This is a genomic window from Paraglaciecola sp., assembly GCF_039964565.1.
Lineage (GTDB): Bacteria > Pseudomonadota > Gammaproteobacteria > Enterobacterales > Alteromonadaceae > Paraglaciecola.
The window spans coordinates 15267-33496 of record NZ_JBDVXF010000016.1; the positions used below are offsets into that span (position 1 = coordinate 15267).

17 protein-coding genes are annotated in these 18230 nt (G+C 40.9%); 8 read left to right on the plus strand and 9 right to left on the minus strand.

What is annotated here, in order from left to right:
* Positions 1 to 972 precede the first annotated feature (972 nt).
* The 6 genes from ABJK37_RS07660 to ABJK37_RS07685 all read right to left on the minus strand — a co-directional run bounded on the left by ABJK37_RS07660 (position 973) and on the right by ABJK37_RS07685 (position 10045).
* Entirely contained in the window at positions 973 to 1584 is a 612-nt protein-coding gene (locus tag ABJK37_RS07660; protein ID WP_348351727.1) for a PEP-CTERM sorting domain-containing protein, read from the minus strand.
* A gap of 302 nt (positions 1585 to 1886) precedes the next feature.
* On the minus strand, positions 1887 to 2894 hold the full coding sequence (locus ABJK37_RS07665) for a GTP-binding protein (protein ID WP_348351729.1): 1008 nt from the start codon (positions 2892 to 2894) through the stop codon (positions 1887 to 1889).
* Entirely contained in the window at positions 2881 to 4260 is a 1380-nt protein-coding gene (locus ABJK37_RS07670) for an alkaline phosphatase PhoX (RefSeq protein ID WP_348351731.1), read from the minus strand. Before ABJK37_RS07670 ends, ABJK37_RS07665 begins: the two co-directional genes overlap by 14 nt.
* A gap of 22 nt (positions 4261 to 4282) precedes the next feature.
* Positions 4283 to 5935 carry an HAD family acid phosphatase gene (locus tag ABJK37_RS07675; protein ID WP_348351733.1) on the minus strand — a complete coding sequence of 551 codons (1653 nt, stop codon included), beginning with the start codon at positions 5933 to 5935 and terminating at the stop codon, positions 4283 to 4285.
* Positions 5936 to 6138: 203 nt separating this feature from the next.
* Positions 6139 to 7542, minus strand: a complete 1404-nt coding sequence (locus ABJK37_RS07680) for a 5-methyltetrahydrofolate--homocysteine methyltransferase (RefSeq protein WP_348351735.1) — start codon at positions 7540 to 7542, stop codon at positions 6139 to 6141.
* 49 nt (positions 7543 to 7591) lie between these two features.
* A complete protein-coding gene (locus ABJK37_RS07685) occupies positions 7592 to 10045 on the minus strand; it encodes a TonB-dependent receptor (protein ID WP_348351737.1) in 2454 nt (817 codons plus the stop codon).
* Positions 10046 to 10153: 108 nt separating this feature from the next.
* Here ABJK37_RS07685 and ABJK37_RS07690 point away from each other — a divergent pair, with 108 nt between their 5' ends.
* The 6 genes from ABJK37_RS07690 (at position 10154) to ABJK37_RS07715 (ending at position 14245) form a co-directional block, all read left to right on the plus strand.
* Positions 10154 to 10696 (plus strand): DUF2796 domain-containing protein, encoded by a 543-nt coding sequence (locus tag ABJK37_RS07690; RefSeq protein WP_348351739.1) that lies wholly within the window; start codon positions 10154 to 10156, stop codon positions 10694 to 10696.
* Positions 10693 to 11190 (plus strand): transcriptional repressor, encoded by a 498-nt coding sequence (locus ABJK37_RS07695; protein ID WP_348351741.1) that lies wholly within the window; start codon positions 10693 to 10695, stop codon positions 11188 to 11190. The genes ABJK37_RS07690 and ABJK37_RS07695 overlap by 4 nt, the downstream gene beginning before the upstream one ends.
* On the plus strand, positions 11183 to 11593 hold the full coding sequence (locus ABJK37_RS07700) for a MerC domain-containing protein (RefSeq protein ID WP_348351743.1): 411 nt from the start codon (positions 11183 to 11185) through the stop codon (positions 11591 to 11593). The genes ABJK37_RS07695 and ABJK37_RS07700 overlap by 8 nt, the downstream gene beginning before the upstream one ends.
* Positions 11594 to 11600: 7 nt before the next feature.
* Positions 11601 to 12800 carry a zinc metallochaperone GTPase ZigA gene (gene zigA / locus ABJK37_RS07705; RefSeq protein WP_348351745.1) on the plus strand — a complete coding sequence of 400 codons (1200 nt, stop codon included), beginning with the start codon at positions 11601 to 11603 and terminating at the stop codon, positions 12798 to 12800.
* Between the two features lie 4 nt (positions 12801 to 12804).
* Positions 12805 to 13482, plus strand: coding sequence for a DUF1826 domain-containing protein (locus ABJK37_RS07710; protein ID WP_348351747.1), 678 nt, complete (start codon positions 12805 to 12807; stop codon positions 13480 to 13482).
* A 295-nt stretch (positions 13483 to 13777) separates the two neighbouring features.
* Positions 13778 to 14245 (plus strand): transcriptional repressor, encoded by a 468-nt coding sequence (locus ABJK37_RS07715; protein WP_348351749.1) that lies wholly within the window; start codon positions 13778 to 13780, stop codon positions 14243 to 14245.
* Between the two features lie 64 nt (positions 14246 to 14309).
* Here ABJK37_RS07715 and ABJK37_RS07720 read toward each other — a convergent pair whose 3' ends face one another.
* The 3 genes from ABJK37_RS07720 to ABJK37_RS07730 are packed head-to-tail and all read right to left on the minus strand — an operon-like array spanning position 14310 to position 16053.
* The gene (locus ABJK37_RS07720) at positions 14310 to 14990 is read right to left on the minus strand and encodes a DUF3299 domain-containing protein (RefSeq protein ID WP_348351751.1); all 681 of its coding nucleotides are present in this window, start codon (positions 14988 to 14990) and stop codon (positions 14310 to 14312) included.
* Between the two features lie 24 nt (positions 14991 to 15014).
* Positions 15015 to 15455, minus strand: coding sequence for a hypothetical protein (locus tag ABJK37_RS07725; protein ID WP_348351753.1), 441 nt, complete (start codon positions 15453 to 15455; stop codon positions 15015 to 15017).
* Between the two features lie 13 nt (positions 15456 to 15468).
* Positions 15469 to 16053 (minus strand): DUF3299 domain-containing protein, encoded by a 585-nt coding sequence (locus ABJK37_RS07730; protein WP_348351755.1) that lies wholly within the window; start codon positions 16051 to 16053, stop codon positions 15469 to 15471.
* Between the two features lie 82 nt (positions 16054 to 16135).
* Here ABJK37_RS07730 and ABJK37_RS07735 point away from each other — a divergent pair, with 82 nt between their 5' ends.
* Together ABJK37_RS07735 and ABJK37_RS07740 are read left to right on the plus strand one after the other, a co-directional pair.
* A complete protein-coding gene (locus tag ABJK37_RS07735) occupies positions 16136 to 16861 on the plus strand; it encodes an ATP-binding cassette domain-containing protein (RefSeq protein ID WP_348351757.1) in 726 nt (241 codons plus the stop codon).
* Positions 16861 to 18093 carry an FtsX-like permease family protein gene (locus ABJK37_RS07740; protein ID WP_348351759.1) on the plus strand — a complete coding sequence of 411 codons (1233 nt, stop codon included), beginning with the start codon at positions 16861 to 16863 and terminating at the stop codon, positions 18091 to 18093. Before ABJK37_RS07735 ends, ABJK37_RS07740 begins: the two co-directional genes overlap by 1 nt.
* Positions 18094 to 18230 lie beyond the last annotated feature (137 nt).

Consider the following 18230-nt stretch of genomic DNA (forward strand, 5'->3'; position numbering starts at 1 on the left):
GGCAAACGAGGTCTTGTTGATCCTCGAAATAATAGTACAACGCTGCTCGGGAAACCCCTGCTGCCTTGGCAACTTGAGAAAGTGATGTAGATGTTAGGCCATGGCGGTTAATAGATTCAGCGGCAATATCCAGCAGCTTGAGCCGTTTGGGCTGTCGGGCCTTACTTTCATTTTTTTCAATCATGTTCTATTTGTCTTTTTTGATGACTAGGTGCCTAATAAGCTATTCGCCTTCCGTTTTCTAAGAAAGTCTCATTATGTATTTACAAGGCAGAAAAGACTCGTTGCTAGCGACTTCTCGATTCGAGCCTTGTACTTTTCGAAAAGTGCTTACCTATAATAACAGGCTGGCAAACAGGTAAACATCACCTCTTATCATATAGAAGCAATCCTGTTTTTTTTAAATTACTGAGAAGAATAAAACATCCCATGTTTTGTTTCGATTATTCCCTTAAGGTAGAAAAAGAAATCATTCTAATAATAAGAAAACATCTTACTGATCAATAGAATATGCGGTTATCAGGCTTTGTTGTCAACCTTAAAACTCAAGGGATTAGGTGAGTGTTTAAGCTAAACTTTCCAGAGTAGAGCAAAGAAATACTCTTAATGGTAGTCAGACTATTTTCAAACTATTTTTTAATGTTCGTCGTAAAGCCCAACAATGCCGAATATATAGATATATTCATCATCAAATTTATATATTTATCGATCTTTTTATGAAATTCGTTTTGACTATAGCGCAGTTAAATTAAGCTTTAAAAAATTTTACCAAGCCACCCGTAACAATTTGACTCAACACAAACTTAAAAAAGTAGAAAAATTGCTCAATGATCGACCAAGAAAATGCCTAGGCGTCAAAACTCCAAATGAAGTTTATGATGAACTAGGTGGTGCACTTCCAATTAGAATCTGAGTTCAGGTAGACTCAAAATCTTATTATGGGTGGCTTGGTAAAACACTAGGCAGGCTGCTCTAACTTGATGTGTCTATGATTTGTTTGTTGCGTTTTAACCAGAAAAGACCGGCGAGACCCAAACAAAATAGAGTGAGAGTGGCAGGAACAGGAACTGGAGTAGGACCTGAAAAACGTAATTGAGTGTTATTCCTATCTATGCCAACTAAAGAAGAAGTCGAAGTACTACCTTGCCAATTGTTGAGTGTTGAGTGACTCCAATTACCGATAAAAACGGCATGCCCTTGTAAGGAGCAAGCTGACCTTGTCGATACGAAGCATGACGTTACGAACCTGATATCACCGCCAGCAAGGACATCAAAAGTAAAAGAAATAGCTGTCGACGTTTTATCATCTAGGCCATAAGTAGCCAAGCCGTCAGTCCATTCAAAACTCCATCCACTGAGATAAGTAGATAAAGAACCACCATTAGTAATGACTGATTCGGCGTTTTCAAAAAGATAGTAACCAGAAGATTTACCTCCGGATAGGTCAGTTCCCGTAACTTCATACTTAATTAGCCCAGCCAGAGTTAAGTGACTTGCCAAAGTCAAAACAAGAAAAATCAGTACCTTGAAACCATGTAGATTGACCATGTCATCCTTCCATTCGTTTGTTTTAATAAACTTCATAGAAGCAGCAAATAATATGCCAAATTCTAGAAACGTAAGCTGGATGTGGTTACATGAAAACAAAAATCTAATTACTTCAAAATGTGTAAATAAACCTGACAGCGATAATTGAGATGGCTGATGAGATAGATATTCCCCTAATTCAACCTCAATACGCCAAAATTGTAGTGTTAACCAGGATACAGATATTCCGCATGGGTGAATATAAAGGCGACTGACCGAAGTAAGCTGACATCTATCAATTCAAAATTGCAGATTAAGATGTGAACAACATCAACTAAAGGTTAACGTATTCGATTGATTCACTGCGAGACTAAATCAAACGCGGCTTCAATGATTTTACAGCTTTGTTCGGCAAGCTCTTTATCTTGGCTAATAATCTCTAAGCGAGAATCCGCGGCTTCTTCTAATCCTGTCATACTCACAGATAAACAACCATCACTTAAATTACAGGCCAGTACACCTTGTTCCGTTATCAATACGCCTTTCAAACGTTCTATGGAAAGTGGTGTAAATGTGTCCATAACAGACTTAAAGTCGAAAATTTTTGTGGGTGCACATATCCAGCCATAGGAATAAAAGCCTTCGGCGCTGTTTTCAACTTTAATGGAGCCAGTCGCAGGTGGATTGATAGTTTGCATTGGGTCAGTAATGACAGAGTGTGAGTGCATATGATAATTGCTCGGCAGTTGATATTTTGATTTTTCTAGCAAAATTTGCGGGTCAACTTTGCCGGTTTGCGCATAACTGATTGGTAAATCCGCGATACCAAGTTCAGCTAAATAATCCGTAAGTTGTGGGCTTAAATCTTCTTGATACAAGTCTGACTTAGTCACAACTATATGGTCTGCGATTTCCATTTGTTCTTGAAATGGTTGATGAGTTCGCCAGCGGTTGTCTGAAAGTTTACGAATATCAATTAACGTCAAAGTAGCGCGAATATCTAAGACTTCTTTGTAATGTTCTTCACTTAAGGTTTGCAATACTTCCTTAGGATGGCCTAGCCCAGTGGGTTCGATTAACAATCTATGGGGCTTAGCTCTTGCCAATAAAAAATTTAGGGCTATTTGCATGGGTAAGCCCGAAGTACAACACATACATCCACCTGGCACTTCTTTAATGTATATTCCATCCTTATCTGGCGCTGTTAACAACGCACCATCTACGCCAATTTCTCCAAATTCATTGACTAAAATTGCCCACCTTTCATGACTAGGTTTTTGCTTTAACAGAGATTGAATCAAGGTAGTTTTACCTACCCCTAATGCACCGGTAATGATATTGGTAGGCACTTGTTCAATTTTTTGCATAGATGTGGCTCCAGGGGCCAGTAATGGCTAAGGTTGCGGTTGGAGAATATAAGTTAACAAATAACACTTTTCCATCGGGTGAAAAACACGCGCCTGCAGGTTCAGTTTGCCAATGCACTTTTGCAAAGTCATAGATGTCGCCCTGCGGTGTCACGCCTCTAAGGTGGTTGTTCACTGTATCAGTGTATTGATCTTCACATACGAGTAGGTGTCCATTAGGAGCGAAGGCAAGATTGTCACCATAGTTAAAACTAGTTTTATCTTTGCTTTCTACAAAGAGTGTGAGTACTCCTTCTTGCTCAGCTGCTTTTTGCTGACTATTAAGCGGCGTAGGAGTGTATTTCATTATTTGACCAAATTGTTGTTTGCCACCACTAGTGCAACAAAAATACATTTCGTTGACACCAAAATGAATACCTTCTCCACGAGCAAACCGCGCTGCACCTTTTGCGAAACCTCGAAGGCGTAAATCATCTTCTGGGCTGTCAACATCATCTAAATCAAGCCACTGACAGCGATAACCTTGCTCTTGTTGCATAAAAGGCAATGCAAAGTTTCGAGTGTCGAATTGTGGTTTGTCCGAAACCATTAACGCTTGTAATTTTCCACCAGCGTGAAGGTCTCCTTGCTTGTGGGGAACAAAGCGATACAACAAACTGTCTTGTCTATCTTCGGTTAAATATACCGTGCCAGTAGCTGGGTCTACACAGGCCGCTTCATGATTAAATCTACCCATAGCTTTTATGGGCAGCGCTTCAACCAAATTTTTTGCCTGAGCAGGCACTTCAAATACATAGCCATGGTCTTTACTCAGTTTATCAGACGCCTTTGCCACTGACTCTTCACAGCTCAACCAACTCCCCCAAGGAGTCACCCCTCCGCAACAGTTTCTAATCGTGCCAATTAGGGTCATGCACTGATGTTCGACCTGCTTAGTTTTTAAATTATAAACAATATTGCTGGTGCCACCAGGCAGGGCTTGTCCTGTGTTATCAGTATCATAAGCCTTGGCTGCAATGGCCGCGTGTTTATTATCAGGTTCTGAAGATGAGTTTGAAGGCGATATTTCATGGTTTCTAACCAACACAACACGTTCATCATCTAAGGCAAAACACCCCATTCCATCTGCACGGTCTGGCACTTCCATGCCATCATTCATAAGATCGCCTAACTTTGAAATTATCTGATAATTAAAACCTTCAGGTAAATCGAGTACTCCCTCAGGATCAGCTAACAACTTCCCAAGTTGTTTACCTTGACTGCTTGCAGCAGATCTAGTTAACACGTCAGCCGCCTTTAAATGTGAGGCAAGGCCGCTAAGCGCTATTGTTATTAATCCCTGATTAAACTGCCTACGAGTCACCATATTGACTTTTCTCCAACTCGTTTTACCAAGATCCGTACATGGGATTGGGTAAAATAAATATATTGTTGTTTGAACGCTCGATTAATTCATCGATGTCAGCGTTATGTTGGGTCACACCATTCACATCTTCGATATTGTCACCGATTTGCATGATAATATTATGACCGGATTGCCATATCGCTGAATCGTTACGACTCGAAAAACAATCGATGCTTCCATCTCTAAGTTGTTGGCGGCGCAGATCTTTGTCGTTAACTATGTCTTGACCATTTACGGCCTTTTTATCAATTAAAGTTCTGCCTGTTAGGCAAGTATTGGTTGGGGTAATAGGTAGTAGTTTTGATAAATTACGCCAAGTAGCGTTATCAAGCTCTTTATCTCTATTGGTGATTAATGCGACTTTTCCTCCCAATGAAAATACTTTTTTTATAAATCCCTCTGCGCCGGGCACAAGCGACGCCTGCTGCAACTCAACCCAGTCTTTCCAAGTTTGCTGGGTATAAGCGGCTCCTGATTGGTCCAACATAAGTTGATATGGGCTGTTATCTAGTACAGTTTCGTCAACATCCATGACCACTGCCCATGGCTTATTAGGTAATGTTAACGCTGACAAACGTGCTTCTGCTTGCTTGTATATGCTTTGAGTAATTAATGAGTATTCTTTACTTTTGGTTAGCCATTTCACTGAATTCGTTACAGGTAACTGTTTTTTGGATAGTGTGGCAGATAAGGCACAATGATCACTTAACATCGAATCTACTTGCATGTCGTCAAAATGATGTACTGTTGCCTGATACGCAATAGATGAACTTTCAAACTGACCGATAAAAATTTGGTCTATAGGTGCCGGATAATATGGATGACATCCAATTAAATGTGCTCCAGTATTAACGATTGAGCGTTGCTTACCATTTTCACTACTCATAATCTCTTGGGTCAGTTGATTATAAGGCGCGGTTAACCGATGGTTAAAATCACCTAATACAAGGTAGGGTAAGCCTAGCTGCTCTTTTTGTTCTATCCAGTTATCAAGAATAGGCGCTTGTTTAGCTAAAACGCTGCAGGCTTCTTTTTCGCCACGGCGGTAATTATCAACAAAACAACCACTTTTTAAATGCACGTTGAGCAGTGAAACGACACCAACGTCAGTCATCACTTGTATTTCAAGCCCATAACGTAAGCCTGGTGAATCTAATCCAAGGTCTTCGAGGGCTTGAACACTTTCGACTTGTATTGGCTTTTTCACCACAAAAGCGACTTTTTGTTGAGTCGATTGGTTGCCCGACTCTCTACAGTTATATGAGCGACTGTCTTGACGTGGCGACATGATTATTTGCCAATCATCACTAGGAAATATTTCAGATACAGCTTCGGCAGAGTCGACTTCTTGTAATCCAATAATGTCAGCATCTAAAGACTGTGCATAAGCTTTGAGTTTTTCAACTTCTTCTGGGCTTCTTGGTCTACAACCAGTTTCGATTGGATAGGCTAAATGCTCTACATTCCAAGTGGCAACTTTTAATGTGTCCATTATGGATTGGAATGATGTTTTTAGCTCAACTGATGATAACGGGGTAAGTTGCGAGTTGTCACTATTTGGAGTGGCTGTTGTTGTGCACCCTAGTAATAGATTTGCACACACGTAAAGTGCCAATAATTTTGCGTTTTTTATCATTACTTTTTACCTAGTGAAAACCCAACTATAAAAAGATCGTGGATACTTTGCGCATCCACGATTACTCCAGTGTTATACCATTTTTTATTTTTGGAATTGAACCTTTGTAGACCGTTCTCAATCACCCTAATTCTCAAGTATGTCTAAGCTCATTAGGCTGTTTCGTTGACCCATTGAGTGCAACTCCAATAGTGTCGGGCAGCTTAGTGATCGTGATCTTCTTCGTGCCCTTCTTCAGCTATACCTAACCAGGTAATACTTGCAGGTGCAAATTCCAGCTCAACATCACCTTCGATTTCCATGTCTTCTATATGCACTTGCAGTACATGTTGAGCGATAGGATCAGACACATAAACATAGTGACCATTTTGCGCAACTGTCATGCTAAATGACATGCCTTCTGGCATAGTTGTAATATCTTCTTCAGATATATCTACACTTCCTGCTAGTTCCCAATGAACTTCACCATCATGATCATGGGCAGTTAAGATATTTAAAAAACCTTTACTGTCTAAAACAAGGAAGGCTTCTCCTTCGTATGCAAATGCATAAGACACTGGACTAGCATCAATTTCAGGTTGCCACTCTAGTGTTTCCATCTCAGAGTTTTCTGGATCAATTTTAATCAGTATTGCTTCACCCGCTTCATGTCCAGAGGCAACACCAATAAAGGTTTCATTTTCTTCATGTCCATAAATACTGCCTATTCGTAAGCCATCTAAACTTGCAATATTAAGGATTTTTTCAGCTTCGTATTCGTCATCATGAGCATGGGCAGCCAATATTCCGTCTGCACAACCGAACATGACATAATGACCGTTTTGCGCCGCACCATGCAAGTCAGGACACAACACATCTAACACTTGCTCTTGTTCATATTCGTCATCATGTAGATGATAAACGGCTACTTGGTCAGGCAATATTTTTGCTGCTGAGGTACTTTCTGCGTCATCTCGTCTTACTGTGGACAACAAATACTCGCCCATTGGCTCAGCAACACCATGCATATTCATGGTGTAGTTCAAAGTAGGAATATCGGTAATTTCAGTGCTGATATCAGTATCTGTGAGTACTTGCACGGCAGCAGGAGTACTTGAATCTGCATCACCATCATAAAACACCGCTGTGTGTCCATCGTGCTTAATGATATGCGTTGGACGACTACCCGTTAATTCAAGGTGATTCATCTCAGGTGCTTGCTCGTAATCGTGCAGATGCGCAACATGATCTTCGCGCCACATGCCACCATCAATAAAACCAACATAATCATTGCTGCGACTCGCCACTATAGCAAAACGGAAATCAGCAGACGCTGTTAGCGAGTTTGAATCATGAATTAATGTGAAGGTGTCCAGAAGTTCACTGTCATCTAAGTCAACTATCGCGGCTTCATTGCTATCGCCAGACAATATGGCAAGACGCCCCATAGATTCAATGATGAACTCGTCATCAGAATGATCATCGTCGTCGTGATCATGATCGTCGTCTTCATCAATTACCACTATTGGGTCTTTTTCAATAATGGTGGTTTCGGCATCGCCACAACCGTAAAGTAGTAAACTACTGATTGTGACTGTTAATAAATTAAGCTGAAATGATTTTTTCATAGTGTGTTCCTTTATTCAGTAAATATTGTTCTATATGTGCAATGCCAAACTAAAAGTAGCCGCGTACGCCCACCGAAATATTACGTCCAGGTCGAGGGGCTACATCTTTAATAAAAGAGGTATGCACTCGGGCTTCAGTGTCAGTTAGGTTATTCCCTTGGAGATATACGGCTATGTCTTGATTGACGATAGGAATGTCATAGGAAATACTGGCATCAACCATGGTGTAACCGTCAGTCACAGTTTCAGCTGCAGTGATTTTGTCTTGCTCTTGATAACGCGTGATATCTAAGTGGGCACTTAAGTTTTGATTTTCGTAACTCAATTGGGTACCCAAACGAATAGGTGGTGTGCGCGGCAAGTTACCGCCATCTTTTAGACGAGCACGAACCAAATCGGAGAAAACAGTAGCTTTGAATTCATTGGTTGCCTGCCAAGCGACCTGGGCTTCAAAGCCATGTAAAATTACATCGTCAGTTTGGAAAATATACACAGGTAACTCATCACTGTGTTCATCAGTTTCGGCTTCTTCTTCAGCACCATGGTCATGATCGTGGCCACTTTCGGCGAATAAACCTGTAGCTGTTTGATAGTAATAATTATCTACTTGGTTATAAAAAACGTTAAAAACGAACGCTAAATCACCTTGGCTTTTACGTAAGGTCAAATCAATATTGTTGGCGGTTTCTAGATCTATTGTTTGTTCTGATAAACCTATGTGAGTTTCATCGTCTTCTTGATGCAGCGCAAACAAAGCACCGACTTCATAACTACCGGTTCCAATATGAGGACCAAAAGATAATAACTCTGATGCAGAAGGAGCGCGTTGTGATCGTGAGATCGACACGCCAAGGTTATAACCTTCGGTAAATTCCCAAACTAGCCCTGCTGATACACTGACAGGAGTAAATTCATGGTCTGCTGCAAATACTCGGGTAATGTTTGTTTCTTCATCGTGATCATGCTCATCTTCATGGTCGTGATCATGGTCATCATCGGCCTCTTCAACTTCGTGATCATGTGCTTCTAGAGTTGGCAGCAACACATCATTGGCTTCTAAGGTGACTCGCTCGACTCGCAATCCGAATTGCAATAAAACGTCGCCCATGTGTTTTTCTTCCATTAGCGCCAATGCAATTGATTGCGCTTTTGAAGGAGGGGTAAAAGCTTCTTCTCCCTGAGCTGCTACTTCACTATTTTTATAGTGAAAACTGACTCCACCGTTCCAGTCTGCAAAAGAACTATGAATAAGATCGAGCTTCAGCTCTTGGGTTTCGTTTTCGAATAATGTCCCTGTTTCACCGGCTTCTATTTCTGCATGTTCATAGTCAGTAAAGCCGCTACGCAAATTAATTCGCTTTACCCAATCATTATCAAGATTATACTCGGCTAATAGTTGGACTTTAGTTTGCTCTAGGTCGGCAAATACACTTTCTTCCGCTTCATCTTCATGGTCGTGTTCTTCTTCATCCCCATGAGAATGCCCGGGAATACCATACTCACGATTAAATTGTTCTACCGAAACACCCACATAACCTTTATCAAACAAATAACTTCCGCCAAGGGTAAAACCGCTTGATTCTTCAGCACTGTTTTCAACAACAAAATCATGCTCTTCGTGTTCATCGTCATGTTCATCATGGTCTGATTCAGGATCCACTGGCACTTCATAATCATCTGACTCACGCCAATAACCGTCAGCATAAAATCCAAATGACTCGGAGCCAGTCGTCACGTTAAATGATCCCAACTTTTGGTCATTAACCGAACTGTTCTCAAGTAACCACTCACCTCGGGTGGTGCTATCGGTAGGTACTCGACCATCTACAACATTCACTACACCACCAATTGCGCCGCTTCCATAGAATAAAGTGGCGGGACCACGTAACACTTCAATTTGTTGTGAGGTGGATGATTCTGCGGCAACAGAATGATCTGGCCCTACTCTAGAAACATCACTCACATCTAAACCATTTTGGGCAATGAGTACTCTAGGACCACTTAGCCCTCGAATGATTGGCGTACTGGCCACATTGCCATGGAAATTTGTTTGTACACCGGGAAGTTTTTCTAGAGAGTCCCCTAACGTAGCGGCTTGTTGTCGACGTAATGTTTCACCGGCGATGACATTTACAGGCGCTGCCGATTCCATAACCGACATATGAATGGGTGTAGATACAATATCAATCACTTCAATCGGTGACCGAGATAATGTTAAGTTCAGAGTTTTTATATCATCTTGATATAATTGAATATCTTGGTGAAGGTGAGCATATCCAGGTACCGCAAGATGAAGTTCTTTTTTGCCAGCACTTAAGTTATCAATGACAAAATGTCCTGTTTGATCGGTAACGGTTTTACTATTGCTACCTTCAATCCGAATTAACGCCCCTACAACAGCTTCTCCATCACTGTTTTTGACTGTTCCTTCAATTGATTGGGCTATGACGCTAGCCGGTAAGAGTGCACCAATAAGTGCTGCTACTCTTGATATCTTATACATTTCAATCTCCAGTGTTATGTTATATTGTATCATTACTAGTTTTAAGTTATGTTATATCATATTTAATTCCATGGCAATCCAGAGTGACAGTAAATAGGAGCTTAATTTATGAATAAATACACCGTGTTATCGGTGACATTGTTTGCTTTAGCATTTCCAACGGTGGCGCAGCAACATGTACATGGACAAGGAAAAATGTTGATAGCCCAACAAGACAATACTTGGCACGTTCAGTTTGTTTTACCGGCTATTAATGTCCTGGGATTTGAACATAAGCCTGAGACTCAAGAACAGCATAAGTTGGTGAGTGAAATAACCACCAAGTTCATGAACCACACATCTGTACTTGAACTGAATGGCGATTGTACTTTGACACACACCGAAAACTCACTCACAGAACATGAGTCCCATGATGACAATGAACACGATGCCGAAAATGAACACCATAGTGAAGAAGAACATTCGAGTCATCAGCATGGTGATATTGAAGTGGAATACATTTATTCATGCCAATCAAAGGTAACGCAAATGTCGGTGACTTTGTTTACATGGATAAACTCGTTAACGAGTATTGAAGCCCAATGGATTCTCGATAAAGGCCAAGGTTTAACTGTTTTGAACCATGATGACCCAGTAGTGGCGTGGTTATGATGAGCACTGCAGCCGCTAAGGATATGGTCAAAGTAGCTAGGAGTATCTGCGATAAAACCGGTAATCGTTTAACCGAAACTCGGCAGCATGTTTTAGAAGTGTTATATGAATTAAATACACCAGTGTCGGCCTATGAACTGACAGAACATTATAACCTTCTAATTGATTCGCCAATCAAAACGATGTCAGTTTATCGAATATTAGATTTTTTAGAATCCATTCGATTGGTACATCGTTTGCGCTCGATTAACAAATATATTGTTTGCAATCACAGCATCGGCGCATGTCATCACACAACGCCTTTTTTTCTAGTTTGTAGATCCTGCCACTGCATAAAGGACCTTGAAATCGCTACAGAATTTATTACCGCATTTTCACAGCAAGTCGACGAAGCCGGTTTTGTATCTGCGGGGTCTCAAATGGAGCTGAGTAGCTTATGCAACATCTGCCAGCAAAATTTAGAATCCAACTCACCCGGAGATATCCATGACTAAGTTCCAACAAATCAGCGACAAAACAGCGATCGGCCTTTCGTTTTTATGTGTAATTCACTGCCTTTTGCTCCCAATACTGTTGATTTTTATTCCTCCTTTATCTGGCTTATTTGCCTTGAACGATGAGCTGTTTCACAGATGGCTATTGTACGCAGTGGTTCCAATTAGCCTTGCTGCACTATTGATTGGATATGTCCACCATAAAAGTCGCCGCGTGTTTCTGATAGGAGCAGTGGGATTGCTACTGCTTATTTTCACTGCGTTTTGGGGGCATGAACTGCTTGGTGAAAATGGCGAGGTTCTCTTAACGGTACTCGGTTCAAGCATCATCGCATTCGGACACATACGTAACTATCAATTAAGGCGCCAAGAAAAATGCTCCAAGCCTCACAATCAGGATTAACTCGACCATGAAGAATCTAAAATTACCGGTCACTGTGTTGTCGGGTTTTCTGGGAGCGGGAAAAACCACAGTACTCAGTCACATATTAAATAATCGCCAAGGGAAAAAAGTTGCGGTAATTGTCAATGACATGAGTGAAATAAACATTGATGCTTCGACACTGAAAAACGATGTATCACTGAATCACAGTGACGAGAAACTCGTTGAGATGAGTAATGGCTGTATTTGCTGCACCTTACGAGAAGACCTTCTAATAGAAGTAAATAAGCTAGCAGCAACAGGTAAATTTGACTATTTGCTGATTGAATCAACTGGCATATCAGAACCCTTGCCTGTAGCTGAAACCTTCACTTTTGCAGACGAGGACGGCGTAACTTTGTCGGATGTGGCAAATCTCGACACTATGGTAACTGTGGTTGACGCGGTGAACTTTCTCAACGATTACGACCAAGCCAAATATTTGCAAGACACCGATGAACATCTTGGCGAAGAAGACGAACGTAGTGTCGCTGATCTGTTGATCGATCAAGTGGAGTTTGCCGATGTTATTTTAATTAGTAAAACAGACTTGGTCGATAATGCCAGCATAGCAAGACTCACTGCTATCCTAAGCACGCTAAATACACAGGCGCGTATCATAACAATTAAAGACGGTCGAGTTGATGTAAGTGAAATACTCGGCACTGGGTTATTTGATTTCGAAAAAGCTGAAAAAGCCCCAGGATGGCTCCAAGAATTGCGAGGAGAACATATTCCTGAAACTCAAGAATATGGGATCAGTAGCTTCAGTTATTCCGCTAGGCGTCCGTTTCATCCCGAAAAATTTTATCAATTTCTACATAGTACTGATGGGCTTGGCAAATTACTGCGTTCAAAAGGCTACTTTTGGTTAGCCAGTCGCCCAGAATTTGCGGGGCAATGGAATCAGGCAGGCGGCATCGCTCGTTATGGATTTGCAGGTTTATTTTGGAAGTCTGTACCACCGGAACAATGGCCAACGGATCAAGAATCGCTGCAGTCTATTGAGCACCTATGGCAAGAACCCTTCGGTGATATGCGTCAAGAGTTAGTCTTCATTGGACAAGACCTAGATAAAGAATTGATGACTCAAAAACTCGACGCATGTTTGTTAGATGATGATGAACTCATCCAAGGTAAAAAGTACTGGCAGACCTTAGCTGACCCTTTTCCAGTTTGGGAGCAATAAGCTGATGACACAGCATTCGATAGACACACTACCGACCATCAAGAAAGAAGAAATCCAAGCACTGGTGCAGTCCCATTGCCCCAGTGTATTAACCGAAATCTATGCCGAACAAAACAATATAGTGATTTGGAAGCCCCCTTTGCGGGACAATTTGCTAACAAATATTCACAGTGTTTTGCGCGATAATCGCGTTATCAATATAGTTAAAAAAGTGAATGTTAATTCTGCATCTGAAGACATCAAAGAATTTTTAGCCCGTTTCGAAGGTTCCGAGACATTAGCGCTACATATCACAGAGCTAGTTGATATGTTTTGCTGTCTGTTTGATTTATCTCAAGTTGGACTGCGGCTCACCAAACTTGAACAGGCAATGTGTCCCCGTTTTCACGTTGACCGAGTGCCGTGTCGATTGGTCACTACTTTATACGGCTATCAGGGCACTCAATGGCTTCCCAATCATGTAGTTAACCGCCAAAAATTAGGCTTGGGTAATGATGGTAAACCTGATGATCAATCCGGTCTCTATTGTGAACAACGCAATATTCAAAATATTGCCCCATTTGATGTAGCACTATTAAAAGGTGAAGCATGGGATGGCAATGAAGGCCGAGGTTTAGTGCATCGCTCACCTGCTAACACCCCAGATGAACCTCGCTTAGTGCTGACCATAGACTTTGTTTAGTACCTTGATCACCCCCGACATGATAATTTATGGAGAAAAATTCTAGTTTAGCCATTTTTTGATGAAGTCGCATCAAACCCTTAGGCTGGGAATTGCCTAACAAAACTGCATAGGTTTTGCAGCCATTCATCGAATTGAATGTTAACATGAAATTAGGTATCCATAGCTTTGATTTCGAAGGCTGTGGTGAACAGATTATTACTTGATGGTCTACTTTTCTTTTAAGTAAATAAACGTAAGTGGATCAATATTACAAAGTACAATCAAAAATCCATAAGGTCTTGGAGTAAAATCAGTGAAAACGCAACAATTGAATACAATCATGGGGAAAGCGCAAGATATATGCTCGCGCTCAGGTGGTCGTTTGACAGAAAAACGAAGTCGCATTTTGGAACTTCTTATTGTAGCGGGCACCCCTTTATCTGCTTATGAGGTAGCAGATGCTTATAATAAAAACGCCGAAAAAACCATTCAGCCGATGTCAGTCTACCGAATTTTGGACTTTTTAGAGTCTGAACAACTTGTACACAAGCTCAGTTCAGCCAACAAATATGTGGCGTGTTCACACATAGCTTGCAACCATGCCCATGAAATACCACAGTTTTTAATATGTGGAAAATGTCAAAGTGTTAAAGAGATTGCCATCGCAAAACGCATAGTAGAAGAGCTCGAAGAGCAGGTCTCCAATGCTGGGTATACACTCACGAATTCACAAATGGAATTGCAATGTATCTGCGATGCGTGTCTAGCGAGCGCAGCCTAAAATGCATGTAGTGTGATGTAATTCAACACGCTACAAACAACAAATATTGCGTCAACCATTTGCTTTAATGACGACGAATATCATCAGGTTGCCCGAAATAGGGCTGTATTGAGACTACTTCAAGTAGGTAAGCAGACGTTCCCATTGGATCTTCGAATAGACCTACGCTGATTTTCCCAGTAATCGTATAGGCTTGAGTGATATCGAACTGACTAAACCCTTGGTCTATTTGCGCAAATAGCATTTGATTCGGTGGTGGTGGTGGATAGTGTAAACAAGCACCAAAGTAAGGCACAAAAAATAGACTTTTTATATTTTTATCAGCGTAATACTCTACTGGTACCACAAAACCAGACAGTGACACCATCTTATTTTCAAAGGATTTAACCGTATTAGTTGAGATTAAGGCTTCATGATAATTTGGATCGGTGGATGCCTCAATAGAGCGCAGTATTTGGGCGCTTAATTCTTTGACTGTTTGCGCATTTTGAGTCTGATAATGCGTAATGATTGCTTGCTCTTCGGGAGGCAATAACATCGCCCAATCTAGCGGCATAACAGCCGATTGAGTATACGCCTCTTCGAGGATTTCGTTGCTGGTAAAATAGACGAATGGTTTGTCTAGGAAAACTTGTTTAACACTAGGCCAAAGATACAACCCCAAACGAGCAAACAACATCCCTAAACCAAGACACAGAAAAAGCCCGACAATTACTTTAGTTTTTTTAGCAGCCCAAAATTTCATATTGTATTCGCGATTGCAATAGAATTAATCGGAAACAATCAGTATCCGCTGAGTTTTTACATAAGGCACTGTACTTTGAATGGCATCAATATTAACGAATATAAAATGTTCCCCTGGCTGAGTAGCACGGAACGACAAATTGTAATTTCCTGACAGTGAAAGACTGTGCGATAGCTCGTTGTGTATCACGATATTTTCACTGGCTGAATAGGACACCCGCGCTTCGTTGTAATGATCTGGAATGGAATAACTAATTTTAACTCGTTCATCAATATTAGACTTGATATTCACCTCTTTGGCGTGATTTAAGTTTAGTTCGGCCAATTGAGGAACAAATCGATGCTGGTTAGCCAGAGGGTGAAATTGCCCAAACACGCCAAAATTGTTTTCTCCATGTAAATCACAGGCAAAACTCGACGTCACAAATATCTGCGACAACATTAACATTGCTAATTTAATTTTCATTGAGGCAATCATATTATTCGTAAGGATACATTTTATCTAAGCTCATACCGTATGCGGATGTGCCTGTTGTGTTACTCGTAGTTTCGATATGGATCACTCCTTTAAACCAAAATGGTTCAGTGAGTTGCGCCAATTCAAATCCCGTTTCAACTTTGCCATAAATCATTTGATTAGGAGGTGGTGGAGGCATATGTAAACAGGCACCAAAATACGGAACAATAAAAAACTCGGTGACTCGTTGATTTTCATCAGACCTTAAGGGCACCACAAAACCAGGTATTTTTACCGCTTTTTCATCAAAATCTTGAATCACTCTTTGTGACGTGAGTGCCTGTTGAAAGCGCCGTGTTGTATCGTCTTGGTCCTCAATAGCAGACAAAGCATCAACCGAATCTTGTTCGCTTCCGTCGACCACATTTGCCAAATATTCAGGTGGGTTAAGCAAGGCATCTAAATCATCCCGAGGCATTAACTGAATCCATTCTACTTCTTGATAATTTTTTGACTCCGCTGCAAAAAGGTTAACAGAGGCAAACCAAAGCATTGCTAATGGAACAATGATAAAGTGTTGTAAACGACGTACTTTTTTGGTGTTCATTATTGATTGTCAATTGTGAGCGGCTATATGATAATTACGTTATATCATAACAAATACATTCTGTACTAGCTTCATCTGATTTATGACTATAAAAGATAAAAATCCAATAGATCCACAGGCTCAACCAACACCAGCAATTGAGTTAAATCAAGTAGTACACTCCTACTCGAAAGACTCTCCCCTATGTTTCAGCAAGTGGACAGTAGAAGTAGGTCAGCAGGTATTTCTATACGGTGACTCTGGTTCGGGCAAGTCCACTTTGCTAAATTTACTCTCGGGTATTTTAGCGCCGCAACAAGGTAGTATTAAATTGTTTGGCAATGACATAACCAAGTTTTCGAATCGCCGCAGAGATCGCTTTAGAGCCGAAAATATTGGTGTGGTATTTCAACAGTTTAATCTTATTCCTTATTTAAGCGTGGCAAAAAACATTGAGCTCGCCGTATATCTAGCTAAGTCCCCAAAACAGAAGTTGTCTGAACCTATACTGCAATTGATGGCAGCACTTAAATTACCTAATAGTATTTTAAACACGCCAGTTGCAAGCTTAAGCGTAGGGCAACAACAAAGAGTGGCGATTATGCGAGCCTTTATTAACTCACCGAAATTATTACTTATTGATGAGCCTACATCTGCCCTAGATAATAATGCCAAACAAGGCTTTGTCACCCTACTACTTGAAATGTGTCAAACCCACAACACCTCTATGGTGTTTGTTAGTCACGATACCAGTCTGGAACCACTTTTTTCATTGCATACCCCTATTACTGCAATTTGCAATGCACAAACTACAGAGGAGGTAAGTTAATGCTTACTTCTATCATATGGCGCAGTTTAATAAGTCGTCGCAAAACCGTAGTGCTGACTTTTTTATCCTTGGTAGTGAGTATTAGTGTTTTGATAAGTGTTGAACACATTCGCTCGCAGGCGAAAGAAAGTTTTAATCGAACTATCTCTGGCGTCGACCTAATAGTAGGAGCGCCTAGTGGTGAATTAAATTTACTTTTGTATTCTATTTTTAGAATGGGTAGCCCTACCAATAATATCAACTACGACAGTTTTACTATGCTCAAAGCTAATAAATCTGTGGCTTGGGCTATTCCAATTTCGTTGGGTGATTCCCATCATGGCTTTCGCGTGATGGGCACCAATTCCGACTACTTCCAATATTTTAAATATGCCAATAAAAAGGCCCTGGATTTGGCCCAAGGTGAAGTGTTTGATAGCCCATTTGAAGCGGTAATTGGGGCAGATGTAGCCAAAACTCTAGGCTACAAGTTAGGGGATAAACTTGTGCTTTCACACGGTATCGGCAGCACGAGTTTTGTGCATCACGAACAAGCGCCCTTTACAGTATCAGGCATTATTGCTGCGACAGGCACCCCGGTAGATAAAACCGTACATGTTAACCTAGCTGCGATAGAAGCAATTCATCTGCCACCAGCACAATTAAAAGAGCTAGTTGAAGATCCCCACTCTCATCACCACCCAACTGAAAAAATAACTGCTGTCTTGTTAGGGTTGAATAATAGATTTGCTACTTTCACTTTACAGCGTCACATCAATACCTACCAAGACGACAGATTGATGGCAGTTTTACCTGGCGTGGCGATGACACAACTTTGGAGTTTGATGGGTAATATTGAAACCCTACTGCAAGTCATAGGCTTTTTAGTGTTATTGGCTTCGCTTTTTGGTTTAGCCACTATGTTGCTCGCAACCATGAACGAACGCCAAAAAGAAATTGCGGTATTTCGTATCTTAGGCGCATCTCCGATATTCATTCTTTCGTTAGTCATTTTAGAAGCCTTAGTAATTAGTTTTATGGCGTTAATCACAGCGTTTATTGTCGTGACTTTTTTATTGATGGGGTTAGAAGGTTGGTTAACCGCAGAGTATGGTTTGTTCTTAAACCAGAATTTATTTACCCAAGACTCGCTGAATTTGTCCCTCATTATCCTTGGTGCTACAGGTGTGACCGCTTTGGTTCCCGGCATAGAAGCTTATAAGAAAGCGCTGCATAGTCAGTTGTCAGGGTGATAAAGCAGCACAAATAAAAATCTGAGTTGAGTTTTGATTCTAATGAACAATACCAATCCGTAAGGACAACTACGGATTGGTATAAACCGTTAAGGTTACGTAGTAAACGTAGTGCAATAGCCAGTTTAATTAATGTG

Bases quoted from the DNA above. Each gene is read 5' to 3' on its own strand.
- ABJK37_RS07670 (WP_348351731.1), bottom strand. From the start codon at position 4,260: ATGGTGACTCGTAGGCAGTTTAATCAGGGATTAATAACAATAGCGCTT.
- ABJK37_RS07720 (WP_348351751.1), bottom strand. From the start codon at position 14,990: ATGAAATTTTGGGCTGCTAAAAAAACTAAAGTAATTGTCGGGCTTTTT.
- ABJK37_RS07740 (WP_348351759.1), top strand. From the start codon at position 16,861: ATGCTTACTTCTATCATATGGCGCAGTTTAATAAGTCGTCGCAAAACC.
- ABJK37_RS07685 (WP_348351737.1), bottom strand. From the start codon at position 10,045: ATGTATAAGATATCAAGAGTAGCAGCACTTATTGGTGCACTCTTACCG.
- ABJK37_RS07695 (WP_348351741.1), top strand. From the start codon at position 10,693: ATGATGAGCACTGCAGCCGCTAAGGATATGGTCAAAGTAGCTAGGAGT.
- ABJK37_RS07730 (WP_348351755.1), bottom strand. From the start codon at position 16,053: ATGAACACCAAAAAAGTACGTCGTTTACAACACTTTATCATTGTTCCA.
- ABJK37_RS07660 (WP_348351727.1), bottom strand. From the start codon at position 1,584: ATGAAGTTTATTAAAACAAACGAATGGAAGGATGACATGGTCAATCTA.
- ABJK37_RS07690 (WP_348351739.1), top strand. From the start codon at position 10,154: ATGAATAAATACACCGTGTTATCGGTGACATTGTTTGCTTTAGCATTT.
- ABJK37_RS07725 (WP_348351753.1), bottom strand. From the start codon at position 15,455: ATGAAAATTAAATTAGCAATGTTAATGTTGTCGCAGATATTTGTGACG.
- ABJK37_RS07680 (WP_348351735.1), bottom strand. From the start codon at position 7,542: ATGAAAAAATCATTTCAGCTTAATTTATTAACAGTCACAATCAGTAGT.
- ABJK37_RS07735 (WP_348351757.1), top strand. From the start codon at position 16,136: ATGACTATAAAAGATAAAAATCCAATAGATCCACAGGCTCAACCAACA.
- ABJK37_RS07700 (WP_348351743.1), top strand. From the start codon at position 11,183: ATGACTAAGTTCCAACAAATCAGCGACAAAACAGCGATCGGCCTTTCG.
- zigA (WP_348351745.1), top strand. From the start codon at position 11,601: ATGAAGAATCTAAAATTACCGGTCACTGTGTTGTCGGGTTTTCTGGGA.
- ABJK37_RS07710 (WP_348351747.1), top strand. From the start codon at position 12,805: ATGACACAGCATTCGATAGACACACTACCGACCATCAAGAAAGAAGAA.
- ABJK37_RS07675 (WP_348351733.1), bottom strand. From the start codon at position 5,935: ATGATAAAAAACGCAAAATTATTGGCACTTTACGTGTGTGCAAATCTA.
- ABJK37_RS07665 (WP_348351729.1), bottom strand. From the start codon at position 2,894: ATGCAAAAAATTGAACAAGTGCCTACCAATATCATTACCGGTGCATTA.